Annotated in this window: 16 protein-coding genes and 1 riboswitch; of the genes, 8 read left to right on the forward strand and 8 right to left on the reverse strand. The window is 72.6% G+C overall.

All coding sequences use genetic code 11. The features are described from left to right. Positions 1-17: 17 nt before the first annotated feature. From ACZ7KX_RS14375 to ACZ7KX_RS14385, 3 genes are all read right to left on the reverse strand, one after another. Positions 18-1,007: an ABC transporter permease gene (locus tag ACZ7KX_RS14375; protein ID WP_350520206.1), complete on the reverse strand. Its 990-nt coding sequence runs from the start codon at positions 1,005-1,007 to the stop codon at positions 18-20. Positions 1,008-1,457: 450 nt separating this feature from the next. Beyond that, positions 1,458-2,396 (reverse strand): enhanced serine sensitivity protein SseB C-terminal domain-containing protein, encoded by a 939-nt coding sequence (locus tag ACZ7KX_RS14380; RefSeq protein ID WP_350520207.1) that lies wholly within the window; start codon positions 2,394-2,396, stop codon positions 1,458-1,460. Between the two features lie 116 nt (positions 2,397-2,512). After that, positions 2,513-3,316: an enhanced serine sensitivity protein SseB C-terminal domain-containing protein gene (locus tag ACZ7KX_RS14385; RefSeq protein WP_470326728.1), complete on the reverse strand. Its 804-nt coding sequence runs from the start codon at positions 3,314-3,316 to the stop codon at positions 2,513-2,515. 266 nt (positions 3,317-3,582) lie between these two features. Further along, a riboswitch (glycine riboswitch) is annotated at positions 3,583-3,690 on the forward strand. Between the two features lie 230 nt (positions 3,691-3,920). Between ACZ7KX_RS14385 and gcvT the strand changes: the two genes are divergently transcribed. From gcvT to ACZ7KX_RS14420, 7 genes are all read left to right on the forward strand, one after another. After that, positions 3,921-5,042, forward strand: coding sequence for a glycine cleavage system aminomethyltransferase GcvT (gene gcvT / locus ACZ7KX_RS14390; protein WP_402800889.1), 1,122 nt, complete (start codon positions 3,921-3,923; stop codon positions 5,040-5,042). A 100-nt stretch (positions 5,043-5,142) separates the two neighbouring features. Beyond that, a complete protein-coding gene (gene gcvH / locus ACZ7KX_RS14395; RefSeq protein WP_402800887.1) occupies positions 5,143-5,523 on the forward strand; it encodes a glycine cleavage system protein GcvH in 381 nt (126 codons plus the stop codon). An 84-nt stretch (positions 5,524-5,607) separates the two neighbouring features. Then, the gene (gene glyA / locus ACZ7KX_RS14400) at positions 5,608-6,888 is read left to right on the forward strand and encodes a serine hydroxymethyltransferase (RefSeq protein WP_350520211.1); all 1,281 of its coding nucleotides are present in this window, start codon (positions 5,608-5,610) and stop codon (positions 6,886-6,888) included. A gap of 216 nt (positions 6,889-7,104) precedes the next feature. After that, positions 7,105-8,472: an L-serine ammonia-lyase gene (locus tag ACZ7KX_RS14405; RefSeq protein WP_470326729.1), complete on the forward strand. Its 1,368-nt coding sequence runs from the start codon at positions 7,105-7,107 to the stop codon at positions 8,470-8,472. A gap of 145 nt (positions 8,473-8,617) precedes the next feature. Further along, positions 8,618-10,414: a hypothetical protein gene (locus tag ACZ7KX_RS14410; protein WP_470326730.1), complete on the forward strand. Its 1,797-nt coding sequence runs from the start codon at positions 8,618-8,620 to the stop codon at positions 10,412-10,414. 42 nt (positions 10,415-10,456) lie between these two features. Further along, on the forward strand, positions 10,457-10,996 hold the full coding sequence (locus tag ACZ7KX_RS14415) for a hypothetical protein (protein WP_470326731.1): 540 nt from the start codon (positions 10,457-10,459) through the stop codon (positions 10,994-10,996). A 235-nt stretch (positions 10,997-11,231) separates the two neighbouring features. After that, positions 11,232-11,915: a hypothetical protein gene (locus ACZ7KX_RS14420; protein ID WP_470326732.1), complete on the forward strand. Its 684-nt coding sequence runs from the start codon at positions 11,232-11,234 to the stop codon at positions 11,913-11,915. A 65-nt stretch (positions 11,916-11,980) separates the two neighbouring features. Here ACZ7KX_RS14420 and ACZ7KX_RS14425 read toward each other — a convergent pair whose 3' ends face one another. The 5 genes from ACZ7KX_RS14425 to ACZ7KX_RS14445 form a co-directional block, all read right to left on the reverse strand. Continuing rightward, complete coding sequence (locus tag ACZ7KX_RS14425) at positions 11,981-12,967, reverse strand: DMT family transporter (RefSeq protein WP_470326733.1); 987 nt, start codon at positions 12,965-12,967, stop codon at positions 11,981-11,983. A 559-nt stretch (positions 12,968-13,526) separates the two neighbouring features. Beyond that, on the reverse strand, positions 13,527-14,072 hold the full coding sequence (locus tag ACZ7KX_RS14430; RefSeq protein WP_350520217.1) for an ATP-binding protein: 546 nt from the start codon (positions 14,070-14,072) through the stop codon (positions 13,527-13,529). A 139-nt stretch (positions 14,073-14,211) separates the two neighbouring features. Beyond that, positions 14,212-15,435, reverse strand: a complete 1,224-nt coding sequence (locus ACZ7KX_RS14435) for a L,D-transpeptidase (RefSeq protein ID WP_470326734.1) — start codon at positions 15,433-15,435, stop codon at positions 14,212-14,214. 235 nt (positions 15,436-15,670) lie between these two features. Continuing rightward, positions 15,671-16,927, reverse strand: coding sequence for a L,D-transpeptidase (locus ACZ7KX_RS14440; RefSeq protein WP_396552034.1), 1,257 nt, complete (start codon positions 16,925-16,927; stop codon positions 15,671-15,673). A gap of 199 nt (positions 16,928-17,126) precedes the next feature. Continuing rightward, entirely contained in the window at positions 17,127-18,377 is a 1,251-nt protein-coding gene (locus ACZ7KX_RS14445; protein WP_470326735.1) for a L,D-transpeptidase, read from the reverse strand. Positions 18,378-18,580: 203 nt separating this feature from the next. Between ACZ7KX_RS14445 and glgX the strand changes: the two genes are divergently transcribed. Continuing rightward, positions 18,581-20,803 (forward strand): glycogen debranching protein GlgX, encoded by a 2,223-nt coding sequence (gene glgX, locus ACZ7KX_RS14450; protein ID WP_470326736.1) that lies wholly within the window; start codon positions 18,581-18,583, stop codon positions 20,801-20,803. Positions 20,804-20,821 lie beyond the last annotated feature (18 nt).

The following is a 20,821-nucleotide window of genomic DNA, read 5'->3' on the forward strand; positions in this document are numbered from 1 at the left end:
GAGTCAGCTGCTCAGGGTCAGTTGCTCTTGGGATCGAGGGCGTCGCGCAGCCCGTCGCCGAGCAGGTTGAAGGCGAGCACGGTGATGAAGATCGCCAGACCGGGGACCACCATGTACTGGGGGTCCACCTGGTAGTACCGGATCGCGTCCTGGAGCATCCCGCCCCAGGAGGCCTGCGGGGGCTGGATGCCGACGCCGAGGAAGCTCAGCCCGGCCTCGAAGAGGATGTTGGTCGGGATCAGCAGGGTCGAGTAGACCAGGATCGGACCGACCAGGTTGGGCAGCAGTTCCTTGAACAGGATGAACGGGCCGCGGGCGCCGAGGCTGCGGGCCGCGTGCACGAACTCCCGCTCGCGCAGCGAGAGCGTCTGTCCGCGCACGATCCGGCCCATGTAGGGCCAGTTGAAGAAGCCGATCACGAAGATCAGCACCATGATGTGCAGCGGCAGGCCGTGCAGGCCGAACGCACCGCCCTGCAGCGAGGTCGAGATGGCGATCGCGAACAGCAGCAGCGGGAAGGCCAGGAAGACGTCCATGATCCGGCTGATCAGCGTGTCGACCCAACCACCGTAGTAGCCGGCCATGATGCCGAGCACGGTGCCGATGGTGTTGGACAGCACGGTCGCGCCGAAGGCGACCAGCAGGGAGACCCAGGAACCCTCGATCACACGGGTGAGCAGGTCCCGGCCCTGCAGCGGGTCGATGCCGAGCGGGTGGTCCCCGCTCATGCCGCCCCAGTCGCCGAGCGGCAGACCGCCGAGGTCGGCGTCCAGGAGGTCCTGGTGGAGGGCGTCCGGGTCGAGCCCGAACATCGACTCGATCGGCTTGGCCAGCACGGCGAGCAGGATCAGCAGGATCACCACGACGCCGCCGATGACGGCGGCCTTGTCGCGCTTGAAGCGCGTCCAGGCGATCTGGCCGAGGGAGCGGCCCTCGATCTTCTTGGCCGGGCTCGGGGCGGCGGCTGCCTCCGGCTCGTTCCCGGCGGTGGTCACGGATGCGGTCATGGTCAGTTGGTCCCCTCGCCGACGGTGGCCGGCCCACGGGTGCCGGTCGCCGGCTTCGGCGGTGCGGCTGCGGACGTGCGAAAGCTGTAGGAGGAGCGGGTGTTCGCGACAGTGCTTCGTGCACGGGCACTGTCGCCACGCGGCATGGGCTTCGCGTGGACGAGCGGTCGGCGTGCGCGCTCACCTTTGTGGGGTTCCAGGACGCGCGGTGCGTTGCGCAGAACTCTCTGCCATGCGAACTGGCTTGCGCCAGCCCTGACAACCGACAGATGCCCAACTGTGATCTGCAGGCATGCATCTCCCCGATCTCCGGCATATACCTCTTCACATGGCTGTAACAGGCATGTCAAGATGACCGGACCTCATATCCGGAAATCCGTCCGGAAAGCATCGAAGCCGACTTGATGGACAATCAAGTCGGCTTCGTGGCAAGGATTTCGGGTTTGGCAATCAGCGCCCGGGGTAGCCCGGCCACGGCTGCTGGGGCTGCTGCTGCCAGCCCGGCGCAGGCGCCTGCGTGCCGTACGCCCACCCCGGCGTCGGCTGCCCCGGCATCGACGGCCCCGGGTACGCGGGCGGCGGCACCGGCGGGTACGGACCGGTCGCCGGGCGCCCGGACTCCCGGTCGAAGAACGGCCGCGAGTTGGCGCGCATCCACAGCGCCACCGGGTCGTACTCGTCCGACATCGCCACCGTGGACACCGCGAGCCCCTCCGGGGCCACCGCGATCGCCCGCTGCATCAGGGCGCGCACCGCCTCCACCGCGGGCGGAGAACTCTCGTACAGGTCGAGGCCGATCGCCAGGTACGGCTCCCCCACCGCCGGCTGCACCCAGGCCCGGCGCAGCGCCCGCACCGCGCGCACCTCACCGGCCTGCCGCTCCAGCAGCGCGAAGAACGGCTGCGCGTTGACCTGCGGCTCGCTCAGCTTCAGCGGACCGGCCGGCAGCCGGTCCAGGCCCGCGGCGATCCGCCGCAGGTCGGCCCAGGGCACGCCGACACCGCCACCGGGGGCGTGCGGGTTGAGCCACAGGCCCCAGCGGGTGCGGTACAGCGACGCGGCGATCTCCCGGCCGGAGATGACCTCGTGGGCCCGCGCCCAGCCGGACGCGGCGAGCTGCTCGGGCGAGGTGACGGCCGGCGCGTAGCCGTGGCCGCTGATCTCCATGTTCCCGTACTGCGCGTCCGGACTGCCCGGCGTGCCGTGCCAGAGCAGCATCCAGACCCGGCCGTCCGCCAGCGCGTGCAGCAGTCGCTCGTACGCGTCGTAGCGCTCCGGCGCGACCTCGCGCAGGGCGTGCTCCAACACGCCGGGGTCCGCTCCCGGGTGCCCGGCCGGGGCCTGGCCCCAGGGCCCCGGCGCCCCGCCCGCTCCCGTTCCCGCACTCATGCGCCCACCTCGCCGCGCCTCTTTCCTCGAACCCGCCGGCCCGTCGGCCGTCTGCACGCACCCTATGGCGCGGCACCGGCCACCGCCACGGCGACGTGCCTACGAACGAACCCCGCTCACACCCGCGTGTAGAAAGGCATTACCCGGGTGAGCAGCCACTCGACCACCGGGTCGTCGGCGAGGTCGAGCAGTACGAGGTGGACGCCACCCGGCAGCGGCGCGGTTCCCAGCGCTCGGCCGAGCGCGTCGTTCACCGCGGCCGGCTCGGCCGGGGCCGCCGGATCCAACTGGACGCCCACGAACATCACGGTCGGCTCGCCCTCGATGCTGGCCAGCGCCCGGCGCGCGGTCAACACCCCGGGAAGGGCCGAGAGCTCGGCCCGGCAGGCGGCCAGGAAGTGCTCCGGGTCCTCGCCCGGAACCGGCTCGCGCAACGCCACCCGGCCGCCGGTCGGCGCCGCCGGATCCTCCGCGCCCTCCCAGCGGTCCTCGCGCGGACCACGGCGCAGCTCGGCCACGCCCTGCGGCGGCACGGGGATGCCCACCGCCGCCTCCGGGTTCACCGCGATGCCCACGCCCAGCGGCAGCCCGCGGGCGAACTCCCAGACCGGCGCGATCGCGAAGGCCATCCCCGGCGCCTGCTGCAGGAACACCTCCTGCGAGGAGAACACCGGCACGTACGGGTCGCCGCCCAGCTCGATGATCGGCAGGTCCAGCGCCTGCCCCTGCGGGTCGGCCCCGGCCGGCAGCGGCACCCACACCTGGCTGCGGGCCAGCACCTCGATCACCCGCGGCGTCGCGCCCGGGTCGCCCATGGCCGCGGTCAGCACCTGCTCCAGCTCGTTGGCCGGCCACGTGCCACCCGCCGGCGCCCCCTCGGGACCGCCCCACCCCTGCTGCTGCTCCACCGGGTACCCCATGCGCCGCCGATTCCGCCCTCTGCCGGTCGGCCGCCCTCTGCTGCGCCGACGCGGAGCAGTCTAGGGCCCGTCTTCAAGCCCCCGTCGTCCCGCCCGCGGGGCGGGCGGGGCCGCCGTTCCCGCCCGACCCGGTCCCCTCCTCCCGCCCGATCCGGTCCCCTCCTCCCGTGTGACCGGGTCCCCTCTCCCTTCCCGGTCCGGGACGTGCCATGATGTGCGCGTCCGACGGCATGCGCCGCGGGCTCCACAACTCCATACCGGCCGCTCGAACCCGCGCGGGAGAGCCCGGAGTGCCGCCAGCGTGGCGGCAGAGCCGGCGCCGAAGGAGCAAGTCCTCCCCGGAATCTCTCAGGCCCCCCTACCGCACGGGTTAGGCACATCTGGAAAGCGGCGCACGGCCCTGTCGCGCGCCCACCCACGGTGCAAGCCGCCATGCTGTCCCCCAAGCTGGAAACAGCTGCGGGCCTGCGGGCGGTGAAGCTCTCAGGTTCGACGACAGATGGGGAGACCCACGCCGCCGCATGCCCGCGCGCAGGGTCGGCCCCCGAGCGGGTCCGGTCCGGCGCGTGCACCCCTGAGTGCCCCGACCGAGGAGTTCCTGGCCATGTCGTCCCTCCGCCTGACCGCGCTCGACGCGCTGCACCGCGCCCTCGGCGCGACCATGACCGACTTCGCCGGCTGGGACATGCCGCTGCGCTACGGCAGCGAGCGCGAGGAGCACCTCGCCGTCCGCACCAAGGCCGGTCTGTTCGACCTCTCCCACATGGGCGAGATCACCGTCACCGGCCCGCAGGCCGGCGAGATGCTGGACCACGCGCTGGTCGGCTTCGTCTCCGCGCTGGGCGTGCTGCGCGCCCGCTACACCATGATCTGCGCCGAGGACGGCGGCATCCTGGACGACCTGATCGTCTACCGCCTGCGCGAGGACGCCTTCCTGGTCGTCGCCAACGCCTCCAACGCCCAGCTGGTCCTCGACGAGCTGATCGCCCGCGCCAAGGGCTTCGACGCCGTCGTCACCGACGACCGCGACACCTACGCGCTGATCGCCGTCCAGGGCCCGGAGTCGACCGCCATCCTGGCCGGGACCACCGACGCCGACCTGCCCGGCCTGAAGTACTACGCGATCCTCCCGGCGCAGGTCGCCGGCCGCGAGGTGCTGCTGGCCCGCACCGGCTACACCGGCGAGGACGGCTTCGAGATCTTCTGCCGCCCGGCCGACGCCGAGGAGATCTGGCAGGCGCTGACCGCCGCCGGCGAGGGCCGCGGCCTGGTCCCCTGCGGCCTGTCCTGCCGCGACACGCTGCGCCTGGAGGCGGGCATGCCGCTGTACGGGCACGAGCTGTCCACCGACCTCACCCCGTTCGACGCGGGCCTGGGCCGGGTCGTCCGCTTCGACAAGACCACCAACGAGGGCGCCTTCGTCGGCCGCAAGGCGCTGGAGCAGGCCGCCGCCGCGGCCGAGGCCAACCCGCCGCGGGTGCTGGTCGGCCTGGTCTCCGAGGGCAAGCGCGTCCCGCGCGCCGAGTACAGCGTGGTCTCCGCCGACGGTGCCCCGATCGGCCGGATCACCTCCGGCGCTCCGTCCCCGACGCTGGGCCAGCCGATCGCGATGGCCTACGTCGACGCGGCCCACGCCGCCCCCGGCAGCACCGTCGCGGTGGACGTCCGCGGCAAGCACGAGCCGGTCCGGGTCGTGGCGCTGCCGTTCTACAAGCGCGCCCGCTGACGCCCGTCCGGGCCCCCCGTTTTCCCATAGACGCAGGTCGAAGCCGTCCGCGCGGCGGCCCGCTTCGTCGTACCCGCTTCCCATCCTGGAGAATGACGTCATGAGCAACCCCCAGCACCTGCAGTACACCAAGGAGCACGAGTGGCTGACGGCCGCTGAGGACGGTGTTTCCACGGTCGGCATCACCAAGCACGCCGCCGACGCCCTCGGTGACATCGTCTACGTGCAGCTGCCGGCCGTCGGCGACACCATCACCGCCGGCGAGACCTGCGGCGAGCTGGAGTCCACCAAGTCGGTCAGCGACCTGTTCTCCCCGGTGACCGGTGAGGTCACCGAGATCAACGAGGACGTCGTCGCCGACCCGGCCACCGTGAACGCCGACCCGTTCGGCAGCGCCTGGCTGTTCAAGGTGCGCGTCGAGTCCACCGACGAGCTGCTCAGCGCCGACGAGTACGAGGCCCTCACCAACCCCCAGGGCTGATCCACTGGTGACGGGGCGGGCCGCCGTGCCGCGGCCCACCCCGCGCCGTCTCCCCCCTGTCGCTCCTCCCGGGAAGACCACACCATGACGGTTCTCAACCAGTCCCTGCACGCCCTCGACCCGGAGATCGCCGCCGCGGTCGACGCCGAGCTGCACCGCCAGCAGACCACGCTGGAAATGATCGCCTCCGAGAACTTCGCCCCGGTGGCGGTCATGGAGGCCCAGGGCTCGGTGCTCACCAACAAGTACGCCGAGGGCTACCCCGGCCGTCGCTACTACGGCGGCTGCGAGCACGTCGACGTGGTCGAGCAGATCGCGATCGACCGCATCAAGGCCCTGTTCGGCGCCGAGCACGCCAACGTGCAGCCGCACTCCGGCGCGCAGGCCAACGCCGCCGCGATGTTCGCGCTGATCCAGCCGGGCGACACCATCCTGGGCCTGAACCTGGCGCACGGTGGTCACCTGACCCACGGCATGAAGATCAACTTCTCCGGCAAGCTCTACAACGTGGTCGCGTACCACGTGGACGAGAAGACCGGCCAGGTCGACATGGCCGAGGTCGAGCGCCTCGCCAAGGAGCACCAGCCCAAGCTGATCATCGCCGGCTGGTCCGCCTACCCGCGCCAGCTGGACTTCGCCGAGTTCCGCCGGGTCGCCGACGAGGTCGGCGCGCTGCTCATGGTGGACATGGCGCACTTCGCCGGCCTGGTGGCCGCGGGCCTGCACCCGAACCCGGTGCCCTACGCCGACGTGGTCACCACCACCACCCACAAGACCCTGGGCGGCCCGCGCGGCGGCGTCATCCTGTCCAAGGCCGAGTACGCCAAGAAGATCAACTCCGCGGTCTTCCCCGGCCAGCAGGGCGGCCCGCTGGAGCACGTGATCGCCGGCAAGGCGGTCGCCTTCAAGGTCGCGGCCTCGGAGGAGTTCAAGGAGCGCCAGCAGCGCACCCTGGACGGCGCGCGCATCCTGGCCGAGCGCCTGCTGCAGGCCGACGTCGCCGAGGCCGGCGCGTCCGTCCTGTCCGGCGGCACCGACGTCCACCTGGTCCTGGTCGACCTGCGCAACAGCCAGCTCGACGGCCAGCAGGCCGAGGACCGCCTGCACGAGGTCGGCATCACGGTCAACCGCAACGCGATCCCGAACGACCCCCGCCCGCCGATGGTCACCTCCGGCCTGCGCATCGGCACCCCGGCCCTGGCCACCCGCGGCTTCCAGGCCGAGGACTTCCGCGAGGTCGCCGACATCATCGCCGAGGCGCTCAAGCCCGCCTTCGACGAGACCGTCGCCGCCGCGCTGAAGGCCCGCGTCACCGCGCTGGCCGACAAGTACCCGCTGTACCCGAACCTGGCCAACCAGGACTAGTCCGCGTCGGCCGGGAGTGGACGACCGGCCGGTGGACAGGGCCCGAGTGACCGGCCTCACCCCGCCGGTGGACCAGGGACCCCGGGGCACCGCGCACACTGGACAGTGCGCGCGGTGCCCCGTCCCGTGTCGGCTCGCGCCCACCCACCCGAAGCAAGCAAGCCCCCCACGTCCCGCCCGCAAGTCCTTCCACGAGACCAGACAAGGACGTCCTCCGTGGCCATCAGTGTCTTCGACCTCTTCTCCATCGGCATCGGCCCGTCGAGCTCCCACACCGTGGGTCCGATGCGCGCCGCCCGGATGTTCGCCCGCCGACTGCGGTCCGAAGGCCTGTTGGCCCAGGTGACGGGTGTGCGCGCCGAGCTGTACGGCTCGCTCGGTGCCACCGGCCACGGCCACGGCACCCCGAAGGCCGTCCTGCTCGGCCTGGAGAACAACTCGCCCCGCACCGTCGACGTCGACCAGGCCGACAAGGACATCGAGCGGATCACCGCCGAGAAGCGGATCAACCTGCTCGGCGAGCACGTCATCGACTTCGACCCCGACGGCCAGCTCGTGCTGCACCGCCGCCGGTCGCTGCCGTACCACGCCAACGGCATGACCCTCTGGGCGTACGCGGCGGACGGCTCGACGCTGCTGGAGAAGACCTACTACTCGGTCGGCGGCGGCTTCGTCGTCGACGAGGACGCCATCGGCGCGGACCGGGTCAAGCCCGACGACACCGCGCTGCGCTACCCCTTCCGCACCGGCGAGGAGCTGCTGCGGCTCACCCGCGAGACCGGCCTGTCCATCTCCGGCCTGATGCTGGAGAACGAGAAGGCCTGGCGCAGCGAGGAGGAGATCCGCACCGGCCTGCTGGAGATCTGGGCCGTGATGCAGGAGTGCGTGCGGGCCGGCATGAGCCGCGAGGGCATCCTGCCGGGCGGCCTCAAGGTCCGCCGCCGCGCCGCCGCGGGGGCCCGGGCGCTGCGCGCCGAGGGGATCGGGCCGGCCAACGCGATGGAGTGGGTGACCCTCTACGCGATGGCGGTCAACGAGGAGAACGCCTCGGGCCGCCGGGTGGTCACCGCGCCGACCAACGGCGCGGCGGGCATCATCCCGGCCGTCCTGCACTACTACCTGAACTTCATCCCGGGCGCCGACGACGACGGCATCGTCCGCTTCCTGCTCGCGGCCGGCGCGATCGGCATGCTGTTCAAGGAGAACGCCTCCATCTCCGGCGCCGAGGTCGGCTGCCAGGGCGAGGTCGGCTCCGCCTGCTCGATGGCCGCGGGCGGCCTCGCCGAGGTCCTCGGCGGCACCCCCGAGCAGGTCGAGAACGCCGCCGAGATCGGCATCGAGCACAACCTCGGCCTCACCTGCGACCCGGTCGGCGGCCTGGTCCAGATCCCCTGCATCGAGCGCAACGGCATGGCGTCGGTCAAGGCCGTCACCGCCGCCCGGATGGCGCTGCGCGGCGACGGCCGTCACCACGTCTCGCTGGACAAGGCGATCAAGACGATGAAGGAGACCGGGGCCGACATGAAGATCAAGTACAAGGAGACCTCGCGCGGCGGCCTCGCCGTGAACGTCATCGAGTGCTGATCCACGGCTGACCGGGCCCAGGCCCCCGGGCGGATTCCCCTCCGCCCGGGGGCCTTCGTCCTCCCGGTGCGCATTTTTACTGGCCGACTGACCGTCAGGAGGTCCATAATCACGGCCAGTTGGTTCACGCCGAAGGGGGAGGCGGATGACCTTCCAGCCCGGGCCGGTGCGGCCCGACGAGCCACCCGGACCACCCGCGCCGCCCGACGAGCCGCCACCGTCGCCCCACGCGAAGTCCGAGGCCACCCGGCTGCTCTGCGCCGGGGTCTACCTCGACCCGGACTACCGGCGACGCGTCATCACCGAACTGGTCGAGCACGACGAGCGTTCCGTCCCGCCGTCCCTGGGCTTCGACCTGGTCACCGTCCTGGCGCACGCCCTGCGGGCCCGGGCGCTGGAGATCCGCACCGGCGCCGTGCTCGCCGCGCTCTGGTCGGGCTTCTTCCTCACCGACTACTGGGCGCTGATCCAGCACCCGCCGTCCGCCGACTACTGGAAGGCGTACGGCGAGGGGCTGACCAGTGGGTACCACGACTACGACCCGTACGGCCGGGAGTCGGCGTCCGACACCGCATGGGGTGCGATCTCCCACTACCTGCCGCCCTTCACCGCGACCTTCGCCGTCCTGTACGCCGTGGTGTGTCTGCTGTCCTGGTACGCCAAGCCCCCGGAAGTCCGGCGGCACGCGCTGTACGCCCCCGTCGCTCCGGCCGACTCCCGGGCCTCCGAGCCCCGGCGCACCGCCGCCGGACTGCTCACCGCCTTCGCCGTGACCGCCCAGGTCCTGTACTGGGCGCTGGCGTTGACCTCCCTGAAGGACGGGGGCTGGGAGGGCACGCTGTTCCCGCTGGCGCTCGCGGTGACGGTGGGCTGGCACCGCCTTCAGGTCGCCCAGGCCCTCCGGAAGGAGCTGACCCGGGAGAACTTCCCGCGGCACCCGCGCCGGGTGCCCTTCCGGCCGCGCTACCTGGAGGTGCAGCGGGCCATCGCCCGGGAGCAGCACTCGCAGCTCGTCGTCTACGACCCGGCCGACCCCTTCCTCGGCGCCGGATTCCCCTTCAAGGCCTGGCAGTTCACCCTGGAACTGAAGCGCCGCAAGACCGGCCCGGTGGCCCCGGAGGGCAGCCTCACCGCCCGCGCCGTCCTCGACCTGGTCGTCCCGCGGCTGGCCGCCCTGCGGCAGGCCACCGCCGACATCAGCCTGGACCGGCTGCAGGACCTGGAGATCGAGCACATCGTCTACCTCCCGTACGGCCCGGCGCGCGACGAGGTCCCGCGCGGACCCGAGGAGATCGCCCGGCACATCGCCGAGGCGGTGGACGAGGGCGGCGAGCGGCGCCGGCACTTCCTGCGGATCCGGGTCGGCGCGTGGGACGAACAGGTGGTGCTGACCGTCCAATTGAGGGTGCACACCCAGGGGAACCTGCTGATGGTGGAGGTCGTCCCGCACGTGCTCGGGCCGGTCCGCCGCGACTACGAGCTGCTGGCGGAGGCGGTGGCCCAGCAGGGCACCCGACCGGGACGTCGCGGCCCCGCGATGTCCGCCTTCACCGCCGGCCCGGCCGCGCTCCGCTCGCTGCTGCGCCCGGGCGGCGGCCGGGCCGCCGGCGGGACGGCCGACGACGAGGACCTGCTGACCGTCGCTGCCCGGCCGATCGTCTCCCTGCGCGAGGCCGCCACCACCTCGACCATCTCGATCTTCCAGGAGCTGGACGTCAGACGGTACTTGCGGACGATCGAGCAGCGGATCATCGAGGGCGTCCGCGTCGCACTGGAACAGTCGGGGTACGAGACCGACCGCTTCGACAAGACCGTGATCCAGGTGATGCAGGGAGGGATCCACATCGGCGAGATGAGCGGCGGCGCCGTCGCCACCAACGGGGGCACGGCGCAGTCGGGCGGCACGGCGGCGGCACCGCCGTCCGGCGGGAAACCTTCGTAGCCACGCGGATCCGCGTGCATGGGTGGGGAGTTGAGCATTCGAATGAGCGAGGAGCGGAACGTGCGGGACGACGAGGAGACCACGCCCCCGCCGAGCGGCGGGGTGTCGATCGGCGCGATGACCGGCGGCGCCGTCGCCTCGGGCCACGGCGCCCGGGCGGAGGACCGCTCGCAGCGGGCCGGAGCGCCCGACCCGCTGCCGGACGTGAGCGGCCTGACGGTGCCCGTGTCGGCGCCCGGCGGAGTGTCGATCGGCACGATGACGGGCGGGGCCGTCGCCGCCGGGAAGGACTCGACGGCCGTCGACGCCTCGGTGCGCCTCACCGCCTCGGGCCGTGAACTCCTCGCGGCGGTCCACGCGTTGCGCGGCCACCTGCCGATGTTCACCCGGGCCGAGGGCAACGGTGTGGCCGAGGTGGAACAGGAGCTGGACGCCGTCGGCGCGGCCCTCGAACAGACCGGCACCGCCCCGCGCACCCGGCTGGAACGACTCCGTGACCTCCTGCGGAGCTCGACCACGGTAGTGTCCGGACTCGCCTCGGCGCTGGCAGTCGTCCAGGCGATCGAGCAGTTCCTGCACTGAGCGGGGACCGGGGACAACGGGGGGAACGGCCATGACGGGCACGTACTGGGACAAGAACAGCCAGCAGTGGGTGAGCCGGCCACCGGCGGGCGGCGCGGCCCCGCCGCCTCCGCCCCCTCCGCGCCGGCCACCGTCACACCCGCCCTTCACGCCGCCACCGCCGGGCGAGCCGCCACTGATCACGACACCGCGCGCCCCTCGCCCGCAGCGCCCGCCGATCACCGGGACGCGGCGGGTGGTGCTGGTCGCCCTCGCCGGAGCGCTCCTCGGCGTGCTCGCGGGCGGCGGCGGTTACCTGCTGACGCGGCACGACGGCGGAGGGAAGCCGAGCGGCGCGGCGACCCTTCCGGGCGGACCGACGGCCACGGCCCCCGGCTCCGCGTCCGGCCCGCCGTCCACCCCGGCCCCCACCGCCACGGCGTCGCCCTCCCCCACGCCCACCACCCCGACGCCCACCCCCACCGGGCTGCACCTCAACCGGGTCCAGGACCCGAACGGCTTCACCCTGCTCGTCCCGGACGGGTGGCAGCGGAGGGAGCAGAACAACTCCACGTTCTACGAGACCGCGAACGGGGCCAGCCTGGTTCAGGTGTTCTCCATGAACACCGAGTCCCCTTACGAGCAGGCCAAGTCGATCGACGCCGACCTCGCGAAGAACAAGGCATCCGCGGGCTACCGACGCATCCGTCTGGAACAGGCCGCCGACGGCACCGCCGAACTGGAGTACTCCTACAACCACTCCGAGACCGGCACCCTCCGACGGGCGGTCGACCACATCCTCGTCGGACCGGGCGGCGTCGCCTACTCGGTCATCGTGGCCGGCCCCGAGGGCGACTGGCCCACCCTGATCCAGGGCCTCCGGGACGCGGAGCTCACCGGCTTCTGCTTCGCCGCCCAGTGCCCGGCGGGCACCGGCTGACGCGCGACACCCCGCCCCACCCGCATGGGAAGTCGGCCGGGCCGACTTCCCACGCAGCGGGGCGGCTACCGGCGGGCCGGGAGCGCGAGGAACGCCAGCCCGCCGGCCAGCACCGCCAGCCCGCACCAGGAGACGGCCGGCAGCCGCTCCCCCAGTGCCGTCACGCCCAGGACGGCGGCGACGGCGGGCTCGGCCAGGGTCAGGGTCGTGGCGGTCTGCGCGCCGGCGTGCCGCAGACCGTGGCCGAACAGCCGGTACGCGAGGAAGGTGGTGATCACGGCGAGGTGCAGCACGACGCCCGCGCCCCGCACCGTCAGCAGCCAGCCCACCGGCCCGAGCACCACCACCGGCAGCACCAGCAGCGCCGCCCCGCCGAACATCGCCCCCATCACCCCGGCCGACGGCCGGCCGGCCGCGATCAGCCGGCCGCCGATCAGGGAGTACACGGCGTACGAGAGCCCGGAGAGCGTCGCCAGCAGCACCCCGATGACGTCCACCGCGGCGCCGTGCCCGGCGAGTTCGGGCCCGAGTACGAGCACCGCGCAGCCGAGCACGGCCAGTGCGGTGGCCGCGGCCCAGCGTCCGCTCGGGCGCCCCTGGTGGGCGAGCCAACCGAGCAGCCCGGTGAACACGGGCGCGCTGCCCAGCGCGATCACGGTGGCCACCGCCACCCCGGTCCGGGTCACCGCCGGGTAGAAGGTGAGCGGGTACCCCGTCACCGCGACCGCGCCGGCCGCGAGCAGCCACCGCCCGCGCGGCCCGCAGGTCCGGGGCAACTCCCGCGCGGAGCGGTCGGACAGGAACAGCAGCAGCCCGCCGAGCACCAGGGCGGCGGCCCCGACACCGGCTGCCGGGGCGCCCGCCGGGACCAGTGAACTGGCGGTCCCGGTGGTGCCCCACAGCAGCGCGGCCGCCAGGATCGGCACCGGCCCGCCGAGCACGGCGGTACGGCGGGCGGCAGGGGCGGAGTGGGCCTGGCGGGTCGGGCCGGTCAGGCGGGTCGGGCGGGTGAGGCGGGTCGAGCGCGCACGCTCGGACGAACGATTCGGCACAGTCGTGAACTTCCGTCGTCGAAGACCGTCAGGAGGACTGGTTTCGAGAACGGGCGCACGTCACCGCCCCGCGGCGGCCCCAGCGGGCCGTACCAGGGGTCCGGGAGTCAAGCCACCGACGCGCGCCCGGTCAGGCGCTGAGGGGTGGCAGCACGACGCGCCAGTAGAGGTCCACGGGCCGATGGTACCCAGGGGCGCCGACCGGCATCATCGGATTTCCACGATCATGAATATTCACAGGCAACAGCGTGAACCTATGCAAAATCCAAAGGTGAACTAGGTTACAAACCTTGGATTCCCAGTCACCCAGTTTGCCCACATGCTGAGATCCGTGCGATAGTCAAGGCATACTTCGGCGGGCCCGACCTGGCACTGCCGACGCCCATCGCGCGGCACGCACCCCCTTGGCCGGCGCGATGACTTGCAGGGGCCCCCACCCGCCGGACCACGGCGACTCCGGGGGCCCTGCGTGTTTTCCGGGCGGCACGACCCGCACGACCCGGCACCGCTCACGTCGGCACCGCTCGCATCGATGCCGTTCGCACCGGCACCACTCGCGTCAGTGCCGCTCGCGCACCTTGAGCTCGAACCAGACCCCCTTGCCCCGCGGCAACAGGTCCGCGCCCCAGCGGTCGGCGAGGTCGTCGACGATCTTCAGCCCCCGCCCGCGCTCGTTCACCGGCCGGGGCTCGGCCAGGATCATGCAGGGCAGCGCCCGGGAGGAGTCGCGGACCTCGACCCGCAACCAGCCCGGCTTGCGGCTGACGTGCAGGCCGATGGTGCGCCCGGCGGCGTGCCGCACCGCGTTGGCCACCAGCTCACTGGTGAGTAACTCGCCCGCCTCCAGGTGCTGGTGGAGGTCCCAGGACTCCAGGACGGACAGCACCAGCCTCCGGGCCACCGGGCCCGACTCGGGCCGGGACGGCAGCCGAACCTCGCTCGGCGAGGACTGATCGCACAGCCTGCCGGAATACATCTCCTCCAGCTCCTCGGAGCTGAGCCGCTCCAGCGCCGAGAGCGCTCCCTGGACGTCGATCCAGGACGCCTCGGCGACCGTGCCGGCCCCGGGAACTGATGACTGATCTGTTTCGCCCCAACCCGCCATGCGGACCATCATTGCGGAACGCAAGCAGCCGCGTACGGACAATGAGCAAACGATCTCCCCCGAGTCGGCATATGCCGGATGCAAGGAGGGGGCCACCCGGGCCGACGTCCGTCAAGCCCGGGTTGACCCCCGCGCCCTCCTACCAGGAGCCCCACGGCAGGTTCCAGCCGCTCAGCCCGTTCGACGGGTCGAGCTTCTCCTTCTTGATCGAGTTCTTGACGACCACCACGTCGCCGACGAGCGAGCCCGCGTAGAACTTGCCCATCGAGCTGGAGTCGCTGCCGCCCTCGGCGTCCTTGAGCCCGACACAGCCGTGGCTGACGTTGTCCCCGCCGAAGATGCTGTTCTTGGCCCACCAGTTGCCGTGCACGTAGGTGCCGCTGGTGGTCAGCCGCATCGAGTGCGGCACCTGGAGGTCGTAGGGGGCTCCGGTCATGCCGGGCAGGGTGCTGGACTGCATCCGCACCGTGCCCTCCTTGGACATGACGACCATGGTGCCGTTCCAGGTCGGGTGGTCGTCCGAGCCCGAGGTGATGTCGATGTCGGAGCTCTGGCCGGCGCTGACGACCGTCATCTTGTGCGCGGCGGCGTCAACCGTCGAAACCTGGGATCGCCCGATCGTGAAGGGCTCGTCCCGGTCTCCGCCGTACACCCCCGGGGCGATCTCGACGCTCTTGAGGCGGTAGTGCACGACCACCTTGGTGCCGGGGGCCCAGTACAGCTCCGGGCGGAAGTCCAGCCGGCGGTCGCCGAACCAGTGGCCCTTGACCACGGTGCCGTTGCTGGTCTCGAAGGTGATGCCCTTCGCGACCTCGTCCTTGTTCTTGACGTCCTTGCTGAAGTCCACCGAGACGATCATGCCGACGCCGTAGGTGGCGTCGTTGTCCACGTTGTCCGAGGCCTTGGCGAGCGCGGTCGGGGTCAGCGTGGTGAAGTCGCTGTCCGCCGTGGCGACGGCGCCCTCGGCGTCCGCGGCCATCGCGCTGACCTGGTAGGCGGTGCCCACCGCCAGCGCGGCGGACGGGGTCCAGGAGGCACCGTCGGCGGAGATGGTGCCGGGGACCTCCTTGCCGGTCCTGTCGCTCACCTTGACGGTGGTGAGCTTGCCGCCCGTCGCACCGACCTTGAGAGCGTTCGGCGCCACGTCCACCGAACCGGCCTTGGGCTCGATGCTCACCGCGGCCTTCGAGACCTTCGGCGCCGCGCTGGTGGGCACCGCCGCCGCGGGCTGGGAGGCGGCCGCGCCGGCTCCCAGGTCGGCCTTGGCCGCGCTGCCGCCCCCGCTGCCCCCACCGCAGGCGGCCGTCAGCGTCATCGCTCCGCCGACCAGGCCGACGGCCACCACTCTGCGTATCGACCTCACGTCGATTCCCTCCCTCTGGACTCCCCGGACTCCCCGTGGGCCGGCGCAGGACCGTGCGACGGCCCTGCGCCGGCCCGACCGGGTATACGCACCCGGTCACCGGAAAGGTTGCGCCATGCGCGGGGCTCGCCGCCCCGGAAACCCGAGCGGCCCGACCCCAACGGGTGAGGATCGGACCGCTCGGAGAGAACTCACCGGAGTGCCCGGACTGGCCGGGCCGACCTCCGGGTAGGGCCTACCAGTTGGCCCAGTCCACGTTCCAGCCGCCGAGCCCGTTGTCCGGGGCGACGGTCTTCTCCTTGGTGTTCACGATCTTGATGGGGTCGCCGACGATCGAGTCGTTGAAGAACTTGCCGGCCACCGAGGTGTCGCTGCCGCCCTTCACGTCCTGCATCGAGATGCAGCCGTGGCTGGCGTTGGACTTGCCGAAGGGGTTCGCCCAGTAGTTGCCGTGCACGAAGGTGCCGGAGGTGGTCAGCCGCATCGCGTGCGGCACGTCCTGGATGTCGTACTCGCCGCCGAGACCGACGGTCTGCGAGTTCATCCGGGTGACCTTCTCCTTGTCCATCACCACCATGGTCCCGCCCCAGGACGGCGTGGCGTCCGCGCCCAGGGTGACCGGCACGGTGGTGCTCTGACCGCCCCGCTCGATGGTCATCTGGTGCGTCTTGGCGTCCGCGGTGGCGACCTGGGAGCGGCCGATGGTGAACGGCTCGTCCTTGTCCACGTCGCCGTAGACGCCCGGGGCGACCTCGACGTTCTTGAGCCGGTACTTGATGGTCACCTTGGTGTCCGGCGCCCAGTACTGCTCGGGGCGGAAGTCCACCCGCTTGTCGCCGAACCAGTGGCCCTTGACCGCGGTGCCGTTGCTGGTCTCGAAGGTGATGCCCTGGACGACGGCGTCCTTGTTCTTGACCGCCTTGTTGAACTCCACCGAAACGATCATGCCGACGCCGTAGGTGGCGCCGTCGCTGATGTTGTCGTTGGTGGAGATCTTCTTGTCCGGCGTCAGCGTGGTGAACGAGGTGGTGGACGCGGCCACCAGCCCCTCGGCGTCCTTGGCCTGGGCGTTCACCTTGTACGCCATGCCGACGGTGAGCGCCGCCGCGGGCTTCCAGCCGGTTCCGTCCGCGGTGATCGCGCCCGTGACCGGCTTGCCGTCCTTGTCGGTCACGTCGACCGTGGTGAGCTTGCCGTTGGAGACCGACACCTGCAGCCCGTTCGGCTGGACGTCCTGGGCGCCGTCCTTCGGCTCGACGGCGATCACCGCTGCCGAGGCCTTCGTCGTGCCCGAACCGCCCGCGCCCCCGGCGTCCGCCGAGGACGACGCGGCCGCGTTGCCCCCTCCCGAGCCCCCGGAGCCGCTGCCCTTGTCGTCGTTGCAGGCCGCGGTGAACAGCAGTACCCCACCCATGACCAACGCCATCGCACTCATCCGCCCGTAGCGGTTGCTGGTGCGTATCGCGGCGCCGGCCGTCTTACCCGTCTTCACGGTTTCTCCCCTCCCGGTATCCACTCTCTTGACGCGTTGAGTGCCCCCATGAGTTGCACCGGGCGCCGATCTTTCGCGCCGGGCTGCGGACGCGTCGGAGCAGGATAACCGGGCCGTTCGAACGGATCTCCGGGGGTCCCGGGTGGAGCGGGGGTGAACCGGCCGTGAATCGGCGGGCGGGCAGCGGGAGCGGGGCCGGCTAGCGCAGCGCGCTCCCGGCCACCCACTGGTCCCAGGCCACGTTCCAGCCGTTCAGCCCGTTCTGCGGCGGCACGACGTCCCCGGTCGAGGCCTTCACCTCCAGCACGTCCCCCGGGACGGTGTGCTCGAACAGCCAGCCCGCCGGGGAGTCCTTGCTGGTGCCGCCCTTCTCGTCGGCCAGGCCGATGCAGCCGTGGCTGGTGTTGGCGGTGCCGAACACGCCCGGGGCCGCCCAGTAGTTGCCGTGGATGAAGGTGCCGGAGGTGGTCAGCCGCATCGCGTGCGGGACGTCCTTGATGTCGTACTCGTCGCCCATGCCGACGGTCTGCGAGTTCATCCGGGTCACCTTGTACTTCTCCGACACCACCAGCACCCCCCGGTAGGTCGAGTGGTCGGGGCTGCCGCCGGAGACCTTGAGCACCTTGACCACCTTGCCGCCCTGGCCGGCCCGGACGGTCAGGGTGTGCGCGTCCAGGTCCACGGTGGAGACCTGCGCCCGGCCGACGGTGAAGTGCAGGTCCCGGCTCTGGGTGCCGAACTCGCCCGGCGCGCCCTGCACGTCCTTCAGCCGCAGCACCACCGTGACCCTGGTGCCGGCCGCCCAGTACCGCTGCGGGCGGACGTCCAGCCGCTGGTTGCCGAACCAGTGCGCGGCCACCGGCACCGGCGGGTCGGCGGTGACCTGGACGGCCCGCTCCACCGCCGCCCGGTCGGCGATCGGCCGGCTGAAGCGCAGCGAGACCGGCATGCCGACGCCGACCGTCGAGCCGTCCTCCGGGGTGAAGAACGCGACGAAGGTGTGCGCCCGGGCGACGGTCGAGAACGCCGAGTGCTGGGCGGCCTTCTGCCCCTGGTCGTCCTCGGCGACGGCGTCCAGGGTGAACGCGGTGCCCAGCGGCAGCGGGCCGTCGGGCGCCCAGCCGGCGCCGTCCCGGGTGATCGTGCCGGGCACCTCGGTGCCCTTGGCGTCCGCCAGCCGCACCGACACCAGCCGGCCCTGCGCGGTACTCACCCGGACCGCGCCCTCCGGCTGCACGTCCTGCGCGCCGTCGGCCGGCAGCGCGGTCACCACCGCCCGGGACGGCGGCGGCGGAGCGGTGTACGGCACCGGCCCCACGTCGTCGGCGGCCGCCCCGACCGCCGCGTCCCCGCCCGGCGCGCCACCGCCACCGCCGCACCCCGTGAGAACGGCCAGGCAGCAGGCCACCGCCGCCGCACCCCGCGCCCACACCCGTCCTCGGCGCCGCATCCCGGGGCCTCCCACTGTTCGCGTCCGACGCCCGGAACAACGACGCCCGCGGACGGGGGGACACGCCGGACGACTCCCGGAATCCCCGCTCCCCCGGGGGGCCATCCGCCGGTAAGCCCCCGTTCAGCGGCTTCCGATCTGCGCAATCCGGGAAAGAGGAAGTGAACGGGGTCCGGGACACCCCGCCCAGGGAGGGTACGGCCATGGCGTCAGGGCAGGAGCTGGAAGCCGGGGCACGGCCGGACGGCGGCCCGCACACCGCCGAGCCACCGCGGCCCGGCAGCTGGCAGCCGCTCGGCGCCCGCGTCCGCACCGACCGGCTCGGCCGCCGGGGCACCAACTTCGCGCTCTGGGCGGCCGGCGCCGAGGCCGTCGACCTCTGCCTCTTCGACGAGGAGGGCCGGGAGAGCCGGCACCGCCTCACCGAACAGGACTTCCAGGTCTGGCACGGCTTCCTGCCCGGCGTGCGCCCCGGCACCCGCTACGGCTTCCGGGTGCACGGCCGGTGGGACCCGTGGACCGGCGCCCGCTGGAACCCGGCCAAGCTGCTGCTGGACCCGTACGCCCGCGCCGTCGACGGCTGTTACACCTCGCACGACGCCGCCTGCGCCGCCGTGCGCAACTGGCCGGAGGCGGACGTCGCCGACACCGTCCGGGACAACCGCGACTCCGCCCCCTACGTGCCCAGAGCCGTGGTCGTCCACGACGACGACGACTGGTACGACGACCACCGCCCGAAGACCCCGTGGGCCGAGACGGTGCTCTACGAACTGCACGTGCGCGGCTTCACCATGCGCCACCCCGACGTCCCTCCGCACCTGCGGGGCACCTACGCCGGCCTCGCCCACCCCGCCTCGATCGCCCACCTCACCCGCCTCGGCGTGACCGCCGTCGAGCTGCTGCCGGTCCACCAGTACGCCAGCGAGGACCACCTGCAGGCGCGCGGCCTGGTCAACTACTGGGGCTACAACACGATCGGCTACTTCGCCCCGCACGCCGGCTACTCCGCCTCCGGCTCGCGCGGCGGCCAGGTCGGCGAGTTCAAGCGGATGGTCCGCGCCCTGCACGCCGCCGGGATCGAGGTGATCCTGGACGTGGTGTTCAACCACACCGCCGAGGGCGGCGAGCTCGGCCCGATGCTCTCGCTGCGCGGCATCGACAACGCCGCCTACTACCGCCTCCCGCCCAACCGCCCGCGCGGCTACGCCGACTACACCGGCTGCGGCAACACCCTGGACACCCGCCGCCCGCAGGCGATCCGGCTGGTCACCGACTCGCTGCGCTACTGGGTCGCCGAGATGGGCGTCGACGGCTTCCGCTTCGACCTCGCCGCCGCCCTGGCCCGCGGCGGCCCGGGCGGCGGCGACGGCGTGGACATGGACCACCCCTTCCTCGCCGCCGTCGCCCAGGACCCGCTGCTCAGCCGGGTGAAGCTGATCGCCGAGCCCTGGGACGTCGGCCCGGGCGGCTACCAGGTGGGCGGCTTCCCCCCGCTGTGGGCCGAGTGGAACGACAAGTACCGCGACACCGTGCGGGACTTCTGGCGCGGCGCCCGCCCGGACGTCCGGGAGCTCGGCTACCGGCTCACCGGCTCCTCCGACCTCTACCAGCGCGGCGGGCGCCGCCCGTACGCCTCCGTCAACTACGTGACCGCGCACGACGGTTTCACCCTGCGCGACCTGGTCTCCTACGACCGCAAACACAACGAGGCGAACGGCGAGGCCAACCGGGACGGCACCGACGACAACCGCTCGTGGAACCACGGCGCCGAGGGCGAGACGGCCGACCGGGACGTCAACGCGCTGCGGCTGCGCCAACTGCGCAACCTGACCGCCACCCTGCTGCTCTCCGCGGGCGTCCCGATGCTCACCGCCGGGGACGAGCTGGGCCGCACCCAGGGCGGCAACAACAACGCCTACTGCCAGGACAACGAGGTCAGTTGGCTGGACTGGTCGCTGCTGGCGGAGCCCGGCTGGCGGGAGCTGTCCGAGCTGACCGCCCGGCTGATCCGGCTGCGCCGCTCCCACCCGGTGCTGCGGCAGCGGGCGTTCTTCTCGGGCCGGGCCGCCACCCCCGGCGGCCAGCCCGACCTGGCCTGGTTCACCCCGCTGGGCAAGGAGATGACCGAGGCCGACTGGTTCGCGCCGACCGCCTGCCTGGGCATGCTGCTGTCCGGCACCGCGATGTCCGAACGGGACGACGCCGGGAAGCCGTTGCGCGACGACAGCTTCCTGCTGCTGCTCAACGCCGGCCACCGGACCACGGTGTTCACCCTGCCGGGCGAGCCCTGGGCGGCGCCGGAGGCCGGGTACGAGACGGTGGTCGACACGGCCGAGGCGGGGACGGGCGAGCCGCACCCGCGGGGCACCGTCGTCCTGGGCGGGCGCTCCCTGCAGCTGCTGCGCGCGCCCGCCCCGGGGGCCTAGGGCCGGAGCACCGCGGCC

The sequence above is a fragment of the Kitasatospora sp. NPDC038210 genome (genome assembly GCF_055600605.1).